This window comes from Azonexus sp., from assembly GCF_049652925.1.
GTDB lineage: Bacteria > Pseudomonadota > Gammaproteobacteria > Burkholderiales > Rhodocyclaceae > Azonexus.
This window is the reverse complement of record NZ_JBASFI010000018.1, coordinates 1-17,005: the sequence shown is the minus strand read 5'-3', so window position 1 is coordinate 17,005 and position 17,005 is coordinate 1. Positions and strand designations below refer to the sequence as shown.

General features: G+C 58.7%; 15 protein-coding genes and 1 tRNA gene. 5 read left to right on the top strand and 11 right to left on the bottom strand.

Annotated elements, in window-relative coordinates:
* Both WBK19_RS09085 and WBK19_RS09080 read right to left on the bottom strand, forming a co-directional pair.
* The gene (locus tag WBK19_RS09085; RefSeq protein WP_511288971.1) at positions 1-1,443 is read right to left on the bottom strand and encodes a LutB/LldF family L-lactate oxidation iron-sulfur protein; all 1,443 of its coding nucleotides are present in this window, start codon (positions 1,441-1,443) and stop codon (positions 1-3) included.
* Entirely contained in the window at positions 1,443-2,174 is a 732-nt protein-coding gene (locus WBK19_RS09080; protein WP_511288969.1) for a (Fe-S)-binding protein, read from the bottom strand. The genes WBK19_RS09085 and WBK19_RS09080 overlap by 1 nt, the downstream gene beginning before the upstream one ends.
* Positions 2,175-2,238: 64 nt before the next feature.
* Here WBK19_RS09080 and WBK19_RS09075 point away from each other — a divergent pair, with 64 nt between their 5' ends.
* Positions 2,239-3,033, top strand: coding sequence for an IclR family transcriptional regulator (locus tag WBK19_RS09075; protein ID WP_511288998.1), 795 nt, complete (start codon positions 2,239-2,241; stop codon positions 3,031-3,033).
* 39 nt (positions 3,034-3,072) lie between these two features.
* Here the strand turns inward: WBK19_RS09075 and pbpG are convergent, their stop codons facing one another.
* Both pbpG and WBK19_RS09065 read right to left on the bottom strand, forming a co-directional pair.
* Positions 3,073-4,140 carry a D-alanyl-D-alanine endopeptidase gene (gene pbpG / locus WBK19_RS09070; RefSeq protein ID WP_511288967.1) on the bottom strand — a complete coding sequence of 356 codons (1,068 nt, stop codon included), beginning with the start codon at positions 4,138-4,140 and terminating at the stop codon, positions 3,073-3,075.
* A gap of 103 nt (positions 4,141-4,243) precedes the next feature.
* Positions 4,244-6,523, bottom strand: a complete 2,280-nt coding sequence (locus WBK19_RS09065) for an NADP-dependent malic enzyme (RefSeq protein ID WP_511288965.1) — start codon at positions 6,521-6,523, stop codon at positions 4,244-4,246.
* 246 nt (positions 6,524-6,769) lie between these two features.
* Here WBK19_RS09065 and WBK19_RS09060 point away from each other — a divergent pair, with 246 nt between their 5' ends.
* On the top strand, positions 6,770-8,614 hold the full coding sequence (locus WBK19_RS09060) for a phosphoenolpyruvate carboxykinase (GTP) (RefSeq protein ID WP_511288963.1): 1,845 nt from the start codon (positions 6,770-6,772) through the stop codon (positions 8,612-8,614).
* Positions 8,615-8,687: 73 nt separating this feature from the next.
* The gene (locus WBK19_RS09055; protein ID WP_511288961.1) at positions 8,688-9,848 is read left to right on the top strand and encodes a pyridoxal phosphate-dependent aminotransferase; all 1,161 of its coding nucleotides are present in this window, start codon (positions 8,688-8,690) and stop codon (positions 9,846-9,848) included.
* Here the strand turns inward: WBK19_RS09055 and ampD are convergent.
* From ampD to ispB, 6 genes are all read right to left on the bottom strand, one after another.
* Positions 9,825-10,391, bottom strand: a complete 567-nt coding sequence (gene ampD / locus WBK19_RS09050) for a 1,6-anhydro-N-acetylmuramyl-L-alanine amidase AmpD (protein WP_511288959.1) — start codon at positions 10,389-10,391, stop codon at positions 9,825-9,827. The two genes, WBK19_RS09055 and ampD, sit on opposite strands and share 24 nt — an antisense overlap.
* Entirely contained in the window at positions 10,391-11,746 is a 1,356-nt protein-coding gene (locus tag WBK19_RS09045; RefSeq protein WP_511288957.1) for a sigma-54-dependent transcriptional regulator, read from the bottom strand. The genes ampD and WBK19_RS09045 overlap by 1 nt, the downstream gene beginning before the upstream one ends.
* Entirely contained in the window at positions 11,704-13,362 is a 1,659-nt protein-coding gene (locus WBK19_RS09040; protein ID WP_511288955.1) for a two-component system sensor histidine kinase NtrB, read from the bottom strand. Before WBK19_RS09040 ends, WBK19_RS09045 begins: the two co-directional genes overlap by 43 nt.
* The gene (locus tag WBK19_RS09035) at positions 13,317-13,547 is read right to left on the bottom strand and encodes a PP0621 family protein (protein ID WP_511288996.1); all 231 of its coding nucleotides are present in this window, start codon (positions 13,545-13,547) and stop codon (positions 13,317-13,319) included. Before WBK19_RS09035 ends, WBK19_RS09040 begins: the two co-directional genes overlap by 46 nt.
* Before the next feature lie 199 nt (positions 13,548-13,746).
* A tRNA-Pro gene (locus WBK19_RS09030) sits at positions 13,747-13,823 on the bottom strand.
* 15 nt (positions 13,824-13,838) lie between these two features.
* Positions 13,839-14,816, bottom strand: a complete 978-nt coding sequence (gene ispB, locus WBK19_RS09025) for an octaprenyl diphosphate synthase (protein WP_511288994.1) — start codon at positions 14,814-14,816, stop codon at positions 13,839-13,841.
* Between the two features lie 128 nt (positions 14,817-14,944).
* Here ispB and WBK19_RS09020 point away from each other — a divergent pair, with 128 nt between their 5' ends.
* Both WBK19_RS09020 and WBK19_RS09015 read left to right on the top strand, forming a co-directional pair.
* Complete coding sequence (locus WBK19_RS09020; protein WP_511288953.1) at positions 14,945-16,048, top strand: HD domain-containing phosphohydrolase; 1,104 nt, start codon at positions 14,945-14,947, stop codon at positions 16,046-16,048.
* Positions 16,048-16,815: a tRNA threonylcarbamoyladenosine dehydratase gene (locus WBK19_RS09015; RefSeq protein ID WP_511288951.1), complete on the top strand. Its 768-nt coding sequence runs from the start codon at positions 16,048-16,050 to the stop codon at positions 16,813-16,815. Before WBK19_RS09020 ends, WBK19_RS09015 begins: the two co-directional genes overlap by 1 nt.
* Here WBK19_RS09015 and WBK19_RS09010 read toward each other — a convergent pair.
* The coding region (locus WBK19_RS09010) for a hypothetical protein (RefSeq protein ID WP_511288949.1) at positions 16,802-17,005 on the bottom strand (204 nt) is incomplete at its 5' end. The two genes, WBK19_RS09015 and WBK19_RS09010, sit on opposite strands and share 14 nt — an antisense overlap.

Sequence of the window (17,005 nt, the reverse complement as noted above, 5' to 3'; positions counted from 1 at the left end):
TCAGGGTTTCTTTCTTGCTGAGTAAAGTTCGTGAAATGTCCGGCCGGAGGATACCGGCAGATCGCGTCCTGCGGTCCACGCCGGGGCCAGGCCAAAAATGCGGATGCGGCCACTCCCGTCGGCCAGCCAGTTGAGATAGCGTGCCGCGCGCCGGGCAACCCAGCGATAGAGCGCCGGCTTGCCTGCCAGCCAGGCCCATGCCTTGAGCGCCAGCCGCTCCGACCACGGGCGCAGGCCGCGCTCGTTCTGTTCCTCGCGCAGGCGATGCATGAGGGTTGGCAATGGAATATCGACCGGGCAAACAGCGCCGCACTGGTTGCAGCCGGTGGAGGCATGCGGCAGATCGAGGGCGTTCTCGATGCCGGTATAGAGCGGCGTCAGCACCGACCCCATGGGGCCGGGATAGACCCAGCCATAGGCGTGACCGCCGAGCGAAAAATAGACTGGGCAATGATTCATGCAGGCGCCGCAGCGAATGCAGCGCAGCATGTCCTGGTAGTCGGAGCCGAGCAAATTGGCCCGGCCGTTGTCGACGAGGATGAAAATGGTTTTTTCCGGGCCGTCGTGGTCGCCATCGCGCTTGGTACCAGTCAGCAGCGAGACGTAGTTGGAAATCGACTGGCCGGTGGCCGAGCGCGGCAGCAGGCGCATGAGCGTCGCGAAATCCTCCAGCGTCGGGACGATTTTTTCGATGCCGGTAATCACCACATGAATTTTCGGCAGCGTCGTCACCATGCGGCCGTTGCCCTCGTTGGTGACGAGCGCCGCGCTGCCGGTTTCGGCAATCAGGAAATTGGCGCCCGAGATGCCCATCTCGGCGCTCAGAAAATGCTCGCGCAAAACCGCGCGGGCCTCTTTGGCCATGGCGGGAATATCGGCCGAGGTCCGCGTCTCGACTCGCCGCCCGTGTTCTTTGGCGAACAGCGCTTCGATCTCGTTGATGGTCTTGTGCACGGCCGGGGCGATGATGTGCGAAGGCGTTTCGCCAGCCAGTTGCACGATGTATTCGCCAAGGTCGGTCTCAACCGGGCGGATGCCGGCCGCGGCCAGGGCTTCGTTGAGCTGCGCCTCCTCGGAGAGCATGGACTTCGACTTGACTGCCTTACCCACGCCGTGGCGGCGGGCGATGTCGACAACCAGCCGGCTCACTTCGGCGCCATCACGCGCCCACAGCACTTCGGCGCCGGTCGCCGTGGCCCGCTCCTCGAAAAGTTCGAGCCAGACATCGAGATCGGCGAGTGTTCGATTTCGGATGTTTTTTCCGGTTGACCGTAGCATTTCAAAATCGAGGCCGTCCTCGGCCAGCGAGGCCATTCCCTTGGCCCGCTTGCCGACGAATAACGGCTTCGCCTTCTGCAACGCGCGTTGCAGCACGGCATTCCCGACCTTCTCCCCGGCCCGCGCGTGGAAATGCATGGCTTGCGAATGCCCGGCAGCCGACATCAGCCCTCGCCCCCGCCGGCCAGCACTTCGGCAATGTGCAGCACACGCGTCGTTTCGTCGCCGCGTCGGCGCAAACGGCCTTCGATGTTGATCAGGCAGCCGAGGTCGCCACCGACTACCGCGTCGGCGCCAGCTGCGGCAATCGAATCGCATTTGCGATCGACAATCTGCGTCGATATTTCCCCGAACTTAACCGAAAACGCACCGCCAAAACCGCAGCACTCCTCGCAATCCGGCATTTCCTTGAGGCTCAGCCCGCGCACCTTGAGCAACAATTCGCGCGGCTGGCGCTTGATACCCAGGCCGCGCAGCCCCTTGCAGGAATCGTGGTAAGTGACGCAGCCAGCGAAGTCAGGCGTCACAAAATCACTCTTCGCCACATCGGCCAGAAAGCTCGTCAGCTCGAAAGCCCGGCTGGCCAGCGCCCGTGCCCTCGGGCCCCATTGCTGATCATCGACAAAGAGTTGCGGATAAACATTGCGGATCTGGTCCGCGCACGAACCGGATGGAATGACCACGTAATCGTAGGCCTCGAGCTCGGCAATCGCCTTCTTTGCCAGACCGACGGCAAGAGGACGATTTCCGGCACTCCAGGCCGGTTGACCGCAGCAAGTCTGACCCTCCGGCACGAAAATCTCGGCGCCCGTCGCTTCGAGCAGACGCAACGCAGCAAAGCCGACCGAAGGACGCATCAGGTCGACCAGACAGGTAACGTAGAGGGCTAAGCGCATGCTAATATTGCGGCGCACAAGAAAACGAAGTGGCTAATGCTACTCAAAGCACACCAATAAAGGAATCCAGTTGTCTGAAGCTGCCAGCGGGCCGGCCAAAACGCCAGGCACCATCCAGGTCATCGAGCGCATGATGTCGCTGCTTGATGCCCTCGCCGCGTCCCCGGACTCGGCGAGCCTGAAACAACTGGCGCAGGCCACCGAACTTCATCCGTCCACTGCGCACCGCATTCTGGCCGCGATGAGCGCAGCGCGCTTTGTCGAACGTCAGGATGCCGGCACCTATCGCCTCGGCATCCGCCTGCTGGAACTGGGCGGCATCGTCAAATCGCGCATCAACATGCGGGAAGTCGCCCTGCCTTTCATGCAGGAACTGCATGAAAAAATCGGCGAAGCGATCAATCTTGGCGCTCGTCACGAAGACGAAATTGTCTATCTCGAGCGCACCTCGTCGGGCCGTGCGCTAGTCCGCGTGGTTTATCTCGTCGGTGGCCGCGCGCCACTGCATCTGACCTCGCTCGGCAAACTCTTCCTGGCCACCGAGAGCGCCCAGAAAGTGCGTGACTACGCCAAACGCACCGGCCTGCCCGGCAAGACGCCGCACTCGCTGACCACCCTTGTCGCCCTGGAAAAGGAACTCGACAAGGTGCGCCGCCACGGCGTCGCCTACGACGACGAAGAAGCAGAACTCGGCCTCAAGTGCGTCGCCGCTCCCATCCATGACGATGAAGGCAATGTCGTGGCTGCGCTTTCGGTTTCCGCGCCGGCCGACCGCCACGACCCCGACTGGGCTCGCCTGGTCAAGCAGACAGCCGATGCCGTCTCGCAAACTCTCGGCTACACCGGCCCGAAAAAATAAAGGCCGCACTCGGCGGCCTTTGGCAAGCGAGTCGGACGATCAAACCCGAGGACGCTCTACCGCCAGACTGGCACTTTCCATCCAGCGTTTGATCCGGTTTGCATCGCCGACCCGCGTCATTTTGCCCTGCGAATCGAGCAGGACAATAACTACCGGACGGTCTGCCACCCTGGCCTGCATGACGAGACAACGGCCCGCCTCGGAAATATAGCCGGTCTTCGAAACACCGATTTCCCAGTTGTCGCTACGCACCAGCGCGTTGGTATTGTGGAAGTCGCGGATACGCCCGTTCAACTCAACCTTGGCTTCCGCCGTTGTCGAAAAATTGCGGATTTCCGGGTAGCGTGCCGCGGCTGCCACCATGCGTGCCAGATCATGCGCAGTCGACACGTTGTTACTGGAAAGCCCCGTCGGTTCTTCGAAACGGCTGTTGTACATGCCCAAGGCGTGCGCCTTCTTGTTCATCGCCTGGACAAAGGCATGCATGCCGCCCGGATAGTGCCGGCCCAGCGCATGTGCCGCGCGGTTTTCCGAGGACATCAGCGCCAGCAGCATGGCTGCTTCACGCGTCATCGTCGTGCCGACCGGCAAGCGGGAACGCGTGCCTTTCAGGCCGTCCACATCGTCGTCGCCAATGGCGATGACTTCCTGCAGATCAAGCTTGGCGTCGAGGACAACCATTGCCGTCATCAGTTTGGAGATCGAGGCAATCGGCACCACCATGTCCGGTTGTTTCTCCAGCATCACCTGGCCGTTGCTTTGATCGATGACCAAGGCCGAAGCTGAATAGAGCGCCAAACGTCCCGGATCAATATCGGCCATGGAGGCATGACGAACATGCTTTCCGGACAGCCCATGCGCAACCTGTGATTTCCTTGCGCCACTAGCTGATGCTGTCTTGCCCGGAACAGCCTTCCGTGCCAGTTTCCGGGGCGATTTTTCTGCCGCCGATTTAGCTTGCACGGGCGCCTTTTTGGCTGCCGTTACGTGACCTTTTTTGGCTGTCTGTTGCTCAGCCTTCTTGGCTGGCGCCGCCGCCAGCGGCATTTGGGCGCCAAGCCCCAGCAGGGCTACTGCGAGCAAGGCTGCCTTCAATTTGTGCTTCATTCACCACCTCCTGCCAACATCGCGCGGATTTTACCTTAGTTTAGCAGGAGGCCGTGAAATATCAATAAAAATAGATAGATACAACAATAACTTAAGAATGCACTTATACGGCATCAACCACGGTCAGTGCCGTCATGTTGACAATCCGTCGCACAGTCGCGGTCGGCGTCAGGATATTGACCGGCTTGGCCGCACCGAGCAGGATGGGGCCGATGGTCAGGTTGTCACCGGCCGCCACTTTCAGCAGGTTAAACGAAATGTTGGCAGCATCCAGCGTCGGCATGACCAGCAGGTTGGCCTGGCCCTTGAGGCGGGAGTTCGGGAAGGCGCTCTGGCGGATGCGTTCATCGAGCGCCGCATCGCCGTGCATTTCGCCTTCGACTTCGAGATCCGGTGCCCGCTGGTTAAGGATGGCCAGCACTTCGCGCATTTTTAGTGAGGTCGGGGTATTTTCCGTACCGAAGGTCGAGTGCGAGAGCAGGGCCACCTTGGGCTGGATACCGAAATTGCGGATTTCCTGAGCGGCGAGCAGGGTCATGTCAGCCAGCTGCTCGGCTGTCGGGTCGTAATTGACGTAAGTGTCGCCAATGAATACCGTGCGGCCAGGCAGCATCAGCAGATTCATCGCGTAGCAGCGATCCACCCCTTGCTGTTTGCCAATGACGCTTTCAACGTAGTCACGGTGTGTCTCGTGGCGGCCAAAGGTCCCGCAAATCAGCCCGTCGGCGTAGCCGAGGTGGACCATCAACGAACCGTACAGCGTGGCGCGACGACGAATTTCTCTGCGGGCAAATTCGGGCGAGACGCCCTTGCGTTCCATCAGGCGGTGATAGGTGGTCGCGAACTCCTCGAAATGCTCGTCGAAGAATGCGCAGTTATCGCCGTGGATAACCTCGAAATCCTCTCCCTCACGGATGCGCAAACCAGCCGCTTCGATGCTGCGATTGATTTCGCTGGTCCGCCCGATCAGGATTGGATTGGCGATACCTTCATCACGAATCACCTGCACGGCACGCAGCACGCGCTCATCCTCGCCCTCGGCAAAGACAATTCGCTTGGGCGCCATCTTGGCCTGGGAGAAGACCGGCTTCATGATCATGCCGGAGTGGTAAACAAATTCGTTCAAGCCCTGGATGTAGGCATCCCAGTCCTTGATCGGCCGCGTCGCGACACCGGAATCCATACCCGCTTTGGCAACAGCCGGGGCGATCTTGACGATCAGGCGCGGGTCGAACGGATTCGGGATCAGGTATTCCGGACCAAAGCTGGCAACCTTTTCACCATAGGCGCGGGCCGCGACCTCGGATTGCTCGGCGCGCGCCAGTTCGGCGATGGCCTTGACGGCAGCCATCTTCATTTCTTCGGTAATGGTCGTCGCGCCGACATCGAGCGCGCCGCGGAAAATGAAGGGGAAGCACAGGACGTTGTTGACCTGGTTTGGATAGTCCGATCGGCCGGTGCAAATAATGGCGTCGTTACGGACGCTCTTGACCAGTTCAGGGCTAATTTCCGGCGTCGGGTTGGCCAGCGCCATGATCAGTGGATTGGCTGCCATCTTGGCAACCATTTCCGGTTTCAGGACGCCGCCGGCCGACAGACCGAGGAAAACATCGGCATCGGCGATGACCTCGCCCAGCGTCCGGGCCTCGGTCACCTTGGCGTAGCGCGCCTTGATTTCGTCCATCTCTTCAATACGGCCTTCATAGACCAGGCCCTTGATATCGGTCACCCAGATATTGCTGGGCGGTGCGCCAAGCATGACCAGCAGGTCGAGACAGGCCAGGGCGGCAGCGCCCGCGCCGGAAGTGACGATCTTGACCTTGGACAGATCCTTGCCGATCAGGTGCAGGCCATTGAGGATGGCGGCGCCGACGACAATGGCCGTGCCGTGCTGGTCGTCATGAAAAACGGGAATCTTCATGCGCTCGCGCAGCTTCCTCTCAATGTAGAAGCACTCGGGGGCCTTGATGTCTTCCAGATTGATACCGCCGAAAGTCGGCTCGAGCGAGGCGATGGTGTCGATCAGCTTGTCCGGGTCGCGCTCTTCGATTTCGATATCGAAGACGTCGATGTTGGCGAATTTCTTGAACAGGACGCCCTTGCCTTCCATGACCGGTTTGGCAGCGAGCGGACCAATGGCACCGAGGCCAAGTACAGCCGTGCCGTTGGTGATGACACCAACCAGATTGGCCCGCGAAGTCAACGTGCTCGCTTCGCGCGGATCGGCGACGATTTCCTCGCAGGCGAAGGCCACGCCAGGGGAGTAGGCCATCGACAGGTCGTACTGATTGGTAAGTTGTTTGATCGGGGTGACCGCGATCTTGCCCGGCTTGGGCTCGCGGTGATAGTAGAGCGCTGCTTCACGTAGTTGCCGAGAATCCATGATTGTCTCCATTTTGTATTGTGAAATGCAATTTCAAATCGCGGAACATAATACCATGCAAAACTAGGGCTTTCACCCGTGGAAATCACGTAGCCCAGTTAAGTCAAGTAGATGTTTACCCTACTTTGATGCATAATTACGGGCTTCCCAGCCGACGGCCTCAGCGCCGCTCGAAGTCTTGGCAGCAGCTCCCGGCGACTGGCGTGAAACTTATCTAATATCAGTCACTTGGAGAGAGACACCGCCATGACCGCACCGCTGAATGCACCCGACTACGTCAAACACGAAGGCCTGAAGAAATGGGTCGCCGAAATCGCCGCCCTGACCCAGCCGGACCGTATCCACTGGGCTGACGGGTCGCAGGAAGAGTATGACCGCCTGTGCGCCGAAATGGTAGAGGCCGGCACCTTCATCAAACTGAACGAAGCCAAGCGCCCGAATTCCTTTCTCGCGTTCTCGGACCCCTCCGACGTAGCCCGTGTCGAAGATCGCACCTACATCTGCTCCGAAAAGAAGGAAGACGCCGGCCCGACGAACAACTGGGAAGAGCCCGCCGTCATGCGCGAAAAGCTCAACGGTATCTTCAAGGGCTGCATGAAGGGACGTACGATGTATGTGATCCCGTTCAGCATGGGTCCGCTCGGTTCGCCGATTGCCCACATCGGTTTCGAAATCACCGACTCGGCCTACGTTGTCACCAACATGCGCACGATGACCCGCATGGGCAAGGCTGTTTTCGACGTGCTCGGCAGCGACGGCGAATTCGTCCCCTGCATTCACACTGTCGGCGCGCCGCTTGAACCGGGCCAGCAGGATGCCAAATGGCCGTGCAACCCGACCGTCAAGTACATCGTGCACTACCCGGAAACCCGCGAAATCTGGTCCTACGGTTCCGGCTACGGCGGCAACGCCCTGCTTGGCAAGAAGTGCTTCGCGCTGCGCATCGCCTCCAATATGGCGCGCGATCAGGGCTGGCTGGCCGAACACATGCTCATCCTCGGCGTCGAATCGCCGGAAGGTGAGAAGTCCTACGTTGCTGCCGCTTTCCCGTCGGCCTGCGGCAAGACCAACTTTGCCATGCTGATTCCGCCGAAGACCCTCGACGGCTGGAAGATCACCACCATCGGCGACGACATCGCCTGGATCAAGCCGCGCGTCGACAAGGACGGCACCACCCGTTTCTACGCCATCAACCCGGAAGCCGGCTTCTTCGGCGTCGCTCCGGGCACCTCGGAAAAGACCAACTTCAACGCGCTGGCCACGCTGAAGGAAAACATCATTTTCACCAACGTCGCGCTGACCGACGATGGCGACGTGTGGTGGGAAGGCCTGACCAAGGAAGCACCGGCCCACCTGATCGACTGGCAAGGCAACGACTGGACACCGGCAGACGGCAAGGCTGGCAAGAAGGCCGCCCACGCCAACTCCCGCTTCACAGCCCCGGCCAGCCAGTGCCCGTCGGTTGACGAAGCCTGGGAAGACCCGGCTGGCGTACCGATTTCCGCCTTCATCTTCGGCGGCCGTCGCGCTACCACCGTGCCGCTGGTGTACGAAGCCTTCAACTGGAACTACGGCGTCTACATGGCTGCCACCCTCGGCTCCGAAACCACTGCTGCCGCCTTCGGCCAGCAGGGCGTTGTCCGCCGCGATCCGTTCGCCATGCTGCCGTTCTGTGGTTACCACATGGGCGACTACTTCAACCACTGGTTGAAGATGGGCAAGACCGTCGATGCCGCTCCGAAGATCTTCTGCGTGAACTGGTTCCGCATGAACGAAAAGGGCGAATTCATGTGGCCGGGCTTCGGCGACAACATGCGTGTCCTCAAATGGATCGTTCAACGTTGCAAGGGCAAGGTCGCCGCCAAGGAAACCGCACTGGGCTGGATGCCGAAGTTCGAGGATATCGACTGGACCGGGCTGGATATCAGCAAGGCCGAATTCGAAGGTCTCACCAACATCGACGCCGATGCGTGGAAGTCCGAGCTGGCCGGCCACAAGGAGTGGTTCGACAAGATGGGCGAAAAGCTGCCGCGTGAATTCACGCTGAAGCGCGAACTGTTCGAAATGGCGCTGTTCAAGAGCGCCGCCTGATCTAAGCTAGCGCTTTGATGAACGGCCACCGGGGTTCGCCAAACCCGGTGGCCGTTCTGTTTTGGAGAGCCGCATGTATCGTCCCGCCCAACGCCTTGCCGACATCGAACCTTTCCACGTTGTCGAACTGCTGACCCGCGCCCGCCAGCTCGAAGCCGAGGGTCGCGACATCATTCACATGGAAGTCGGCGAACCGGATTTCCCGACGCCGGAGCCGATTGCCAATGCTGCGGTCAACGCGATAAAAAGCGGAAAAACGAAATATACGCAGGCGCTTGGCTTGCCCGAATTGCGCGAAGCGATCAGCGCCTTCTACCGTCAGCGCTATGGCGTCAGCGTTCCGGCCAGCCGCATTGCCGTAACCAACGGCGCTTCCGGCGCCCTGAACCTGGCTTTTGCCTGCCTGGCCGATCCCGGCAACGAGTGGCTGCTGACCGATCCGGGCTACCCGTGCAACCGTCACATTTTGCGCACTTTTGACGGTCGACCGCAGAACATCCCGGTCGGCCCCAAAACCAATTTTCAGCCGACACCGGAATTGCTTCGTCAGCACTGGAAGCAGAGCACCGCCGGTCTGCTCGTCGCCTCACCGGCCAACCCGACCGGCACCCTGCTGACACTGGCCGAGATCGAAGCGCTAGCCTCTGTCTGCCGTGAGAACGATGGCCATTTTTTGGTCGACGAGATATACCACGGGTTGACCTACGAAATCGATGCGCCAACAGCCTGCGCGGCTGGCGACGACATCTGGATTTTGAACAGCTTTTCCAAGTATTTTCAGATGACGGGATGGCGACTGGGCTGGATGGTAATGCCTGACCCCTACGTGCGCGACATCGAAAAGCTGGCGCAAAACCTTACGCTCTGCCCCTCGACCCCCGCCCAGTACGGCGCGCTGGCAGCCTTCGAGCCAGAAACAATCGCCCTCCTCGAAACACGACGTGCCGAGTTTCGTCGCCGCCGCGACTTCCTCGCCCCGGCGCTGGAGCAGATCGGCTTTCGCGTCACCGCCCGCCCTGAAGGCGCCTTCTACCTGTATTGCGACAGTTCGGCGTTGGCCGACGACAGTTTCGCGCTAGCCAGGGACTTGCTGGAGAAAACCGGGGTTGCCGCGACGCCGGGCCTTGATTTCGGCAGCAACCAGCCGGAAAAACATATCCGCTTCGCTTACACGACGGAAGTTGCCCGGCTGGCCGAAGCCGTAGAGCGACTAAGCCGTTATTTCGGCCGGTAAGCTCAGGCCCGGATAGCGCGCCCGTAGCGCTGGCCAGTCGAAATAGGGCCCGGGATCGGTCTTGCGTCCGGGCGCTACGTGGCAATGGCCGGCGATGGCCGCAATAGCGTAACGCGCCCGCAGTGCATCGAGCACATCCCATAGGGCATTGTACTGCTCGGCCGTGAACGGCTGCGAATCCGAGCCTTCCAGCTCGATCCCCACCGAGTAGTCGTTGCAGTTGTCACGCTCACACCAGCACGACTGCCCGGCATGCCAGGCCCGCTGGTCGCAGCCGACGAACTGGACGACGCGGCCATCGCGTCGAATGTAAAAATGGGCCGAGACCTGCAATTCGAAAATTGTCGAAAAATACCGGTTGATCGTGGGATCGAGCCGATTGAGGAAAAAATTCTCGACCCAGTCGCCACCAAACTCGTCGGGCGGCAGGCTGATGTTGTGGATGACGACGAGCGACACCGGCTCGCCGGCCGGCCGTTCGCCAAAGTTCGGCGAGGGCAGCCAGCGCACGCCTTCGAGCCAACCGTCAGGCTGCCATGACATCACTCGATGCCCAGGCGCTCGAGACGATAGCGCATCGAACGGAAGGTCACACCGAGCAAGCGGGCCGCGGCCGTTCGGTTGCCCTCGGCCTTCTGCAGAGCTTCTAGAATGGCTTGGCGCTCGAGGCGGTTGAGGTACTCGTCGAGGGTCTCGCTGCCACGCCCCTGCTCGTCGTTACCAGCCATTTCCTCCGGACCGATATGCAGATCCTCGACCTCGATCAGGTCGCCGGAGCAAAGTGCTGTTGCCCGTTCAAGGATGTTTTCCAGTTCGCGGACATTGCCCGGGAAGGAGTAAAACGACAGCGCCTTGACCGCCCCGCTCGACAGCTTGGGAGGCGAATCACCAAAGACCCGACGCAGGATGGCCTCAACCAACGGCACGATATCCTCCATCCGCTCGCGCAGCGGCGGCATGCGTAGTTCAATCACGTTCAGTCGGTAATACAAGTCCTGCCGGAAGGCGCCCCGGTCGACCAGCTCACGTAGATTTTTGTGCGTAGCGCAGATGATCCGGACATCGACCGGCTCCTCGGCCACGCTCCCCACCTTGCGCACGCGTTTTTCCTGAATGGCACGCAACAGCTTGACCTGCATGGCCAGCGGCAGATCGGCGACTTCATCAAGGAACAGCGTGCCACCATGGGCCGCTTGGAAAAAGCCTTCGCGCTCGCTATCGGCGCCGGTAAAAGCCCCTTTCCGATAGCCGAAAAACTCGCTTTCCATGAGGTTTTCGGGAATCGCCCCGCAGTTGACCGGGACAAAGGTGGCGGCAGCCCGCGCGCTACGACCGTGGATCAGGCGCGCCGCCAACTCCTTGCCGCTGCCTGACTCACCCGAGATATAAATTGGTGCCTGACTGCGTGCCAGCTTCTCAATCATCGCCCGCACCTGCTGCATGCTCGGCGAATCGCCGATCAACGATTGCAGGGGGTTCTCGCTATCCTGCCCGCCACCCGGCAGGCGCAGGGCCGATTTGACCAGGGTGCGCAACTGTTCAAGACCCACCGGCTTGGCAAGATAATCGAAGGCACCGGCCTTCAAGGCAGCCACGGCATTTTCGGCGCTACCGTAGGCTGTAATCACGGCAATCGGCGTTTGCGGATGGTGCTCGGTAATGTAGCGAACGATCTCCAGACCATCCCCATCCGGAAGGCGCATGTCGGTCAGGCAAAGCTGAAAGGCGTCGCCGTCAAGGGCCGCCCGCGCCTCGGCCACCGAGCCGACACACTCAGTCGCCAGCCCCATGCGAACCAACGTCAGATCGATCAGTTCGCGGATATCGGCCTCGTCGTCGATAACGAGGACTCGACTCATTTCGCCGCGCGGGCGCCGTTCGGTTCTGGCAACAGACACGTATCGTTTCTCCCTGCAACAATGAAATGCGCGCCGGACGACGACTCCGCCAGCGCCAGACTTGCCCCGTTGGTCGCACACAATTCACGGGCGATGAACAAACCCAGCCCCGTTCCCAGCGTGTGCGTCGTAAAGAACGGCTCGAAAATCTGCTCGCGCACGTTTTCCGGAACACCCGGACCATCATCGACCACGTGCAATTCTACCCGGCCATCGCCATGGCCGCTGCCCAGTTCAATACGAACCGCCCCGGGACCACGGCTCGAATGGCGCAGTGCATTGCTGACCAGATTCCACAGCACCTGATGCAGATGCGAGCGGTCGAAACAAAGATTGAGTGGCGACGCACCTTCAAGCACGACGATGTTGGGCGACAGACTTTCCGTCGCGTTGAAATGCTCGACAAAGCCGGCGCAGAACTCGTCGACTCGAAGCAACTCTGGCTCCGCGCGGCTCTGGCGACCAAGCTCAAGGATATCGCCGACGATCCGGTCAAGGCGGATCACATTGTCGTTGAGAATCCGGAGAAGGCGCTCCTGCATCTCCCCGCGACGCTCCTCGCGCAACAACTCTCCGGCATGGCCAATAGCGGACAAGGGATTGCGGATTTCGTGGGCGATGCTTGCGGTCAACCGGCCCAGAGAAGCCAATTTCAATTGTTGTGCGCGCTCCTTGATTCGCCCGACATCATCGAGAAAAACCAGAACTTCGCCATCGGAACTTGCCGTTCGCTCAAAACGTGCCCGCAATTCACGTCCGTCGGCACCACGAAACAGCAGGCTTTCTTCGCCACCATGCTCATCCCACGCCTGCAATGCAGCGGCCAAGCCAGATGCCTGAGTGGCCAAACCGGACAGCCCATCATTTCCTGGCAGGCCAAGCATGGCCCTGGCCACCGGATTGCAATGGCTCACCACGCCACCCTCGGCAACGATCAGCACACCATCCTGCATCCGCTCCACGACACGCTGGCTGATCAATATCTGGTTAGCAAGGGCCTCCCCTCGTCTACGCGCCAGATCCTCATGAACCATCGCCCGCTGCCCGAGCAGACGAGCAAGAATTGCGGTTGCGAAAAAGCCGGCAGAGATGAACCCAGCCTGAACAACTGACGACTCATCGAAATCCTTGGCAGCGATCCCGTAAATCTGGCTCAGCAAAATCGCCAGCGTAGCGAGCGCGGCATAAAACAACACCAGCCGCCCGCGCCCGACCAGACTGGCCGCCGCCAGCGACACCAACAACAGCACGCTCAAGCCGCTGCCGACTCCCCCGGCCTGGTACATCAGCGAGCTGACAACAGCCACATCGACCACCATCTGAGCCGACAGCTGCCGGTTGAATCGACGTTGCCAATGTGTTGCCAGAAGCAAACCAGTGACCGTAGCCATCATGTACCCCCCGGTCAGCCCGAACATCAGCGGTGACGGCACGAGGTTCAGTCGGGCGGACCATTCATGGGGGAAAACAATGGCCAGAAAAAACAACGCGGCCAAAACCAGCCGGTACAAGTTGAAATACTGGAACGAACGCCAGTTGGCCTCCCAAGTCGATGAAAGCCAATCCGGCATCACCGCTCCGAGCGACTGGCAGCCAAGCGATGCGCCTCGCAACAATAGAACCGATCACCGTCCACGATGCCTTCACTCTCAGGGAGGTGGACACCACAATGCAGGCAAGGCAGCATTTTTTCCGGGGCAGGTTCCCGCCTTTCCGAGGTCTCTGTTCCAGCCGCTGAATGGCGCTTCGACCACACCCACCAAACAGCCGCGAGAAACGCAAACAAAAGCAGGTATTTCATCATTTACCCCAGAAACAAAAAGACCACGGCTTTTCCGTGAACTTTTATTCTCCACTACACTTCAATACATTGCCACCGCCCTGAAGGCAAGAACGAACTCGCCCTAAAACGAAGCGGAGAACGGTGTTGTTATCCAACGCCGAACCACAAAGCAAAAAGCCATCCCGGAGGATGGCTAAGTGCTTTCTTTACAGTGTTTTGGTCGGAGTGACAGGATTCGAACTTGCGACCCCTGCGTCCCGAACGCAGTGCTCTACCAGGCTGAGCTACACTCCGACATCAGAAAGAAGCCTAATGGTTTCTCTCAACTGCAAAGAGCGTCAATTGTAGCAGAGCTTTTTTATAATTTGAATCCCCCAAGCACTGAATTGATGCTCTTGCGAGACTCGCCTCCTCGGCCGCGCGCTCCCGCGCATGATCCAGAGCTCCACTATTCCTGATGGCATCGAGCACAGCAGGAAAATCATCGCGCCCACCTTCCTCTATTGCCCTGCGAACACACGCTGCCTGCTGAGCACTTCCATGTTGCATGACGTAGATCAGAGGCAGCGTCGGCTTTCCTTCGGCGAGATCGTCGCCAATATGTTTGCCGGTATCGGCCTCTTGGCCGGAATAATCGAGAACGTCGTCAATCAACTGGAACGCGGTCCCGAGATGCATGCCATATGCGGCCAAGGCGGCCTCCACTTCTGGCGAAGCATTGCCAAGGATCGCGCCAAGCTGAGCTGCAGCCTCGAAGAGCTTTGCTGTCTTGTAGTGGATAACCTGCATATAACGCGCCTCGTCCACGTTAGCATCGTGGCAATTCATCAGCTGCAGAACCTCTCCTTCAGCAATAATATTTGTTGCGGTCGAAAGAACCTGCATCACGCGCATGTTGTCGACCGTAACCATCATCTGGAATGCACGCGAATAGAGGAAATCACCGACTAACACACTGGCTGCGTTACCGAACATGGCATTAGCAGTGTCGCGCCCGCGACGTAGCGCTGACTCGTCAACCACATCGTCATGCAACAAGGTGGCTGTGTGAATAAACTCTACCACTGCCGCCATCTCCTGATGACGAACTCCTTTATAACCTAGCGCACCAGCCGCTAGTAGGACCAGCGCGGGGCGCATACGCTTGCCACCACTGCCGATGATGTATTCGGCAACCTGTCTGACCAAAACCACCTCTGAATGCAGGCGGTCGCGGATGACCGCGTCAACGGCCTTCATGTCGGGCCCGATAAGGGCGTAGAGCTGTTCCAGAGTCACGGCAGGCATTTCCTTGATGAAGCGCGGAATCTTAGGTGGCGAAGGTGGCGCAGTCAAGGCCGAGGAATCAAGGAAGGGCGCAGCTCCGAACGCCAGTTTGTTAAACTCCTAGAATTATTAGAAATAATGGGGGCCACATGGACATTCGTTCGATCATTGCACCAGTAATCCATGATCGTGAAACACTACTGGAGTTCGCCGAGGCTCTAACCGAGCGAGCGCCGGAGATCGAACGTGATATTGCGCACTTGAGAAAAAACCCAGCAGACCGGGATATTATTGCCGACCTCTTTCGCGCCGTTCACAACGTCAAGGGTGATGCCTCACTGTGTAAATTCGAATTGGCCGTTGCCGTCACGCATCCAATAGAGACCATTCTGGCTCGTCTTCGAGAAAGTGAAATCCAGCTCTCGGAATTACTTGCTGAAATGATTTTGCTCGCTGTTGACCGCCTTGAGTTGGCAACGGATGCCCTCCTTGCTGGCAAGCCATTGGACAACCTCCAACTCCCCATGCTTGTACAGGGTCTTGATGCCCTCGCCCAAGAGTCGATTGAACAGATAGACGTCGCCTGTGCAGAGTTGATCGAAGCCGTTACCGGCTTTCCTCCGGTAATGCCCAACATTTCTAGCCGCGCGCCACGATTTTCCTCGCCAAGCCCCAAGCGGAAGAATGCCAGTACCGATCTACACTTCTTCCGCTCACTTGCGCTGCAGTTCGAAAGCCGCTCTCCCCTGTTCAAGGGACGCACCATGCGCATACTTCGGCTTGCGCTGGAGACTAATAAGGCAGGTATAACCCCCATTGATCCCTCTCAACTTGAAGCAGCTATATATTTTCACGATATTGGCATGATGCTTTTACCGGAGTCCGCTTGGTTAAAAGCAGGAAAAATGACAGCCGAAGACAAACTGACGCTAAGAAACCACCCTGGTTTTGCGGCTGGTCTTTTACAGAGAATTCCTGGCTGGGAGACCGCCGCTGTAATAGTCGCCCAACATCACGAAATGCCAGACGGCGCTGGCTATCCAAGTGGTTTGCTCGATGTGGATATCAGCCCAGGAGCAAAGATACTTGCCATTGTCGACGCTTTCGAGGCCGTTATGCTCAAACATATCCATCGTGGGAAAAATCGTTCTGTATTACGCGCTATCGCAGAAATCAACGCCTGCGACAATCAATTCTCTCCCGAATGGATTGCCCCGTTCAACGCAGTCATTCGCAAAACGGTTGAGAACTGATGCCAACTATCGATCGCGAACGTCGCTTCGGTGGCGTCACCCGCCTGTATGGTGCCGATGGTGCTGAACGTTTACGAAAAGCAAATGTTTGCATTGTTGGAATCGGTGGGGTCGGCTCGTGGAGCGCGGAAGCACTTGCTCGCACGGGAGTCGGGAAAATTACTGTTGTCGACCTTGATATGGTGGCCGAATCCAACACCAATCGGCAAATCCATGCTCTGGGTGATGTCTATGGAAAAGCGAAAGTAGTGGCAATTTCCGAACGAATACGGGCCATCAATCCCGATTGCGAAGTCACTTGCATCGAAGATTTCGTTACGCCAGAAAACGTAGGGAGCCTACTCGACCACGGATATTCGGTAGTAATCGACGCGATTGATCAGGTACGCGCCAAAGCAGCCATGATAGCTCTCTGCAGAAGAATAAATACATCAGTTGTCGTTGCCGGGGCAGCAGGTGGGCAAATCGACCCAACTCTAGTGCGCGTTACCGATCTTAGTAAAACCGTGCAAGATCCTTTGCTAGCAAAGGTTCGCGCACTATTACGCCGTGAATATGGATTTCCCCGCGACACAAATAAGAAATTCAACGTTTCCGCGGTCTTTTCGACCGAGCCACTACGCTATCCAGAGAACGACTCGGCATGCGACACCACCCTCAGTGCTACTGGTCTCAATTGTTCTGGCTTCGGGTCATCCGTCTGTGTAACGTCAGTTTTTGGCATGGTGGCAGCAGCCGAAGCAATCAGGCAGATCATCCGCACATAAGAAAGCAAGCCAAGCCCCCTTCGCAACACCGGACGAATCCATAGTTTTGATGATGTGAATTTATTTCCTCTACAAAGGCAAAAGCCCCGTTCAGCGTGAGCTGAACGGGGCTTTTGGTATGGGTTGTCTGGCGTTGACCTACTTTCGCGAGCGGAAGCTCACTATCATTGGCGCTCATCTGTTTCACGGT

Excerpts from the sequence above, each read along its gene's own strand:
- WBK19_RS09085 (WP_511288971.1), bottom strand. The coding sequence starts at position 1,443 with ATGTCGGCTGCCGGGCATTCGCAAGCCATGCATTTCCACGCGCGGGCC.
- WBK19_RS09080 (WP_511288969.1), bottom strand. The coding sequence starts at position 2,174 with ATGCGCTTAGCCCTCTACGTTACCTGTCTGGTCGACCTGATGCGTCCT.
- pbpG (WP_511288967.1), bottom strand. The coding sequence starts at position 4,140 with ATGAAGCACAAATTGAAGGCAGCCTTGCTCGCAGTAGCCCTGCTGGGG.
- WBK19_RS09065 (WP_511288965.1), bottom strand. The coding sequence starts at position 6,523 with ATGGATTCTCGGCAACTACGTGAAGCAGCGCTCTACTATCACCGCGAG.
- WBK19_RS09060 (WP_511288963.1), top strand. The coding sequence starts at position 6,770 with ATGACCGCACCGCTGAATGCACCCGACTACGTCAAACACGAAGGCCTG.
- WBK19_RS09055 (WP_511288961.1), top strand. The coding sequence starts at position 8,688 with ATGTATCGTCCCGCCCAACGCCTTGCCGACATCGAACCTTTCCACGTT.
- ampD (WP_511288959.1), bottom strand. The coding sequence starts at position 10,391 with ATGTCATGGCAGCCTGACGGTTGGCTCGAAGGCGTGCGCTGGCTGCCC.
- WBK19_RS09035 (WP_511288996.1), bottom strand. The coding sequence starts at position 13,547 with ATGAAATACCTGCTTTTGTTTGCGTTTCTCGCGGCTGTTTGGTGGGTG.
- ispB (WP_511288994.1), bottom strand. The coding sequence starts at position 14,816 with ATGCCTGCCGTGACTCTGGAACAGCTCTACGCCCTTATCGGGCCCGAC.
- WBK19_RS09020 (WP_511288953.1), top strand. The coding sequence starts at position 14,945 with ATGGACATTCGTTCGATCATTGCACCAGTAATCCATGATCGTGAAACA.
- WBK19_RS09015 (WP_511288951.1), top strand. The coding sequence starts at position 16,048 with ATGCCAACTATCGATCGCGAACGTCGCTTCGGTGGCGTCACCCGCCTG.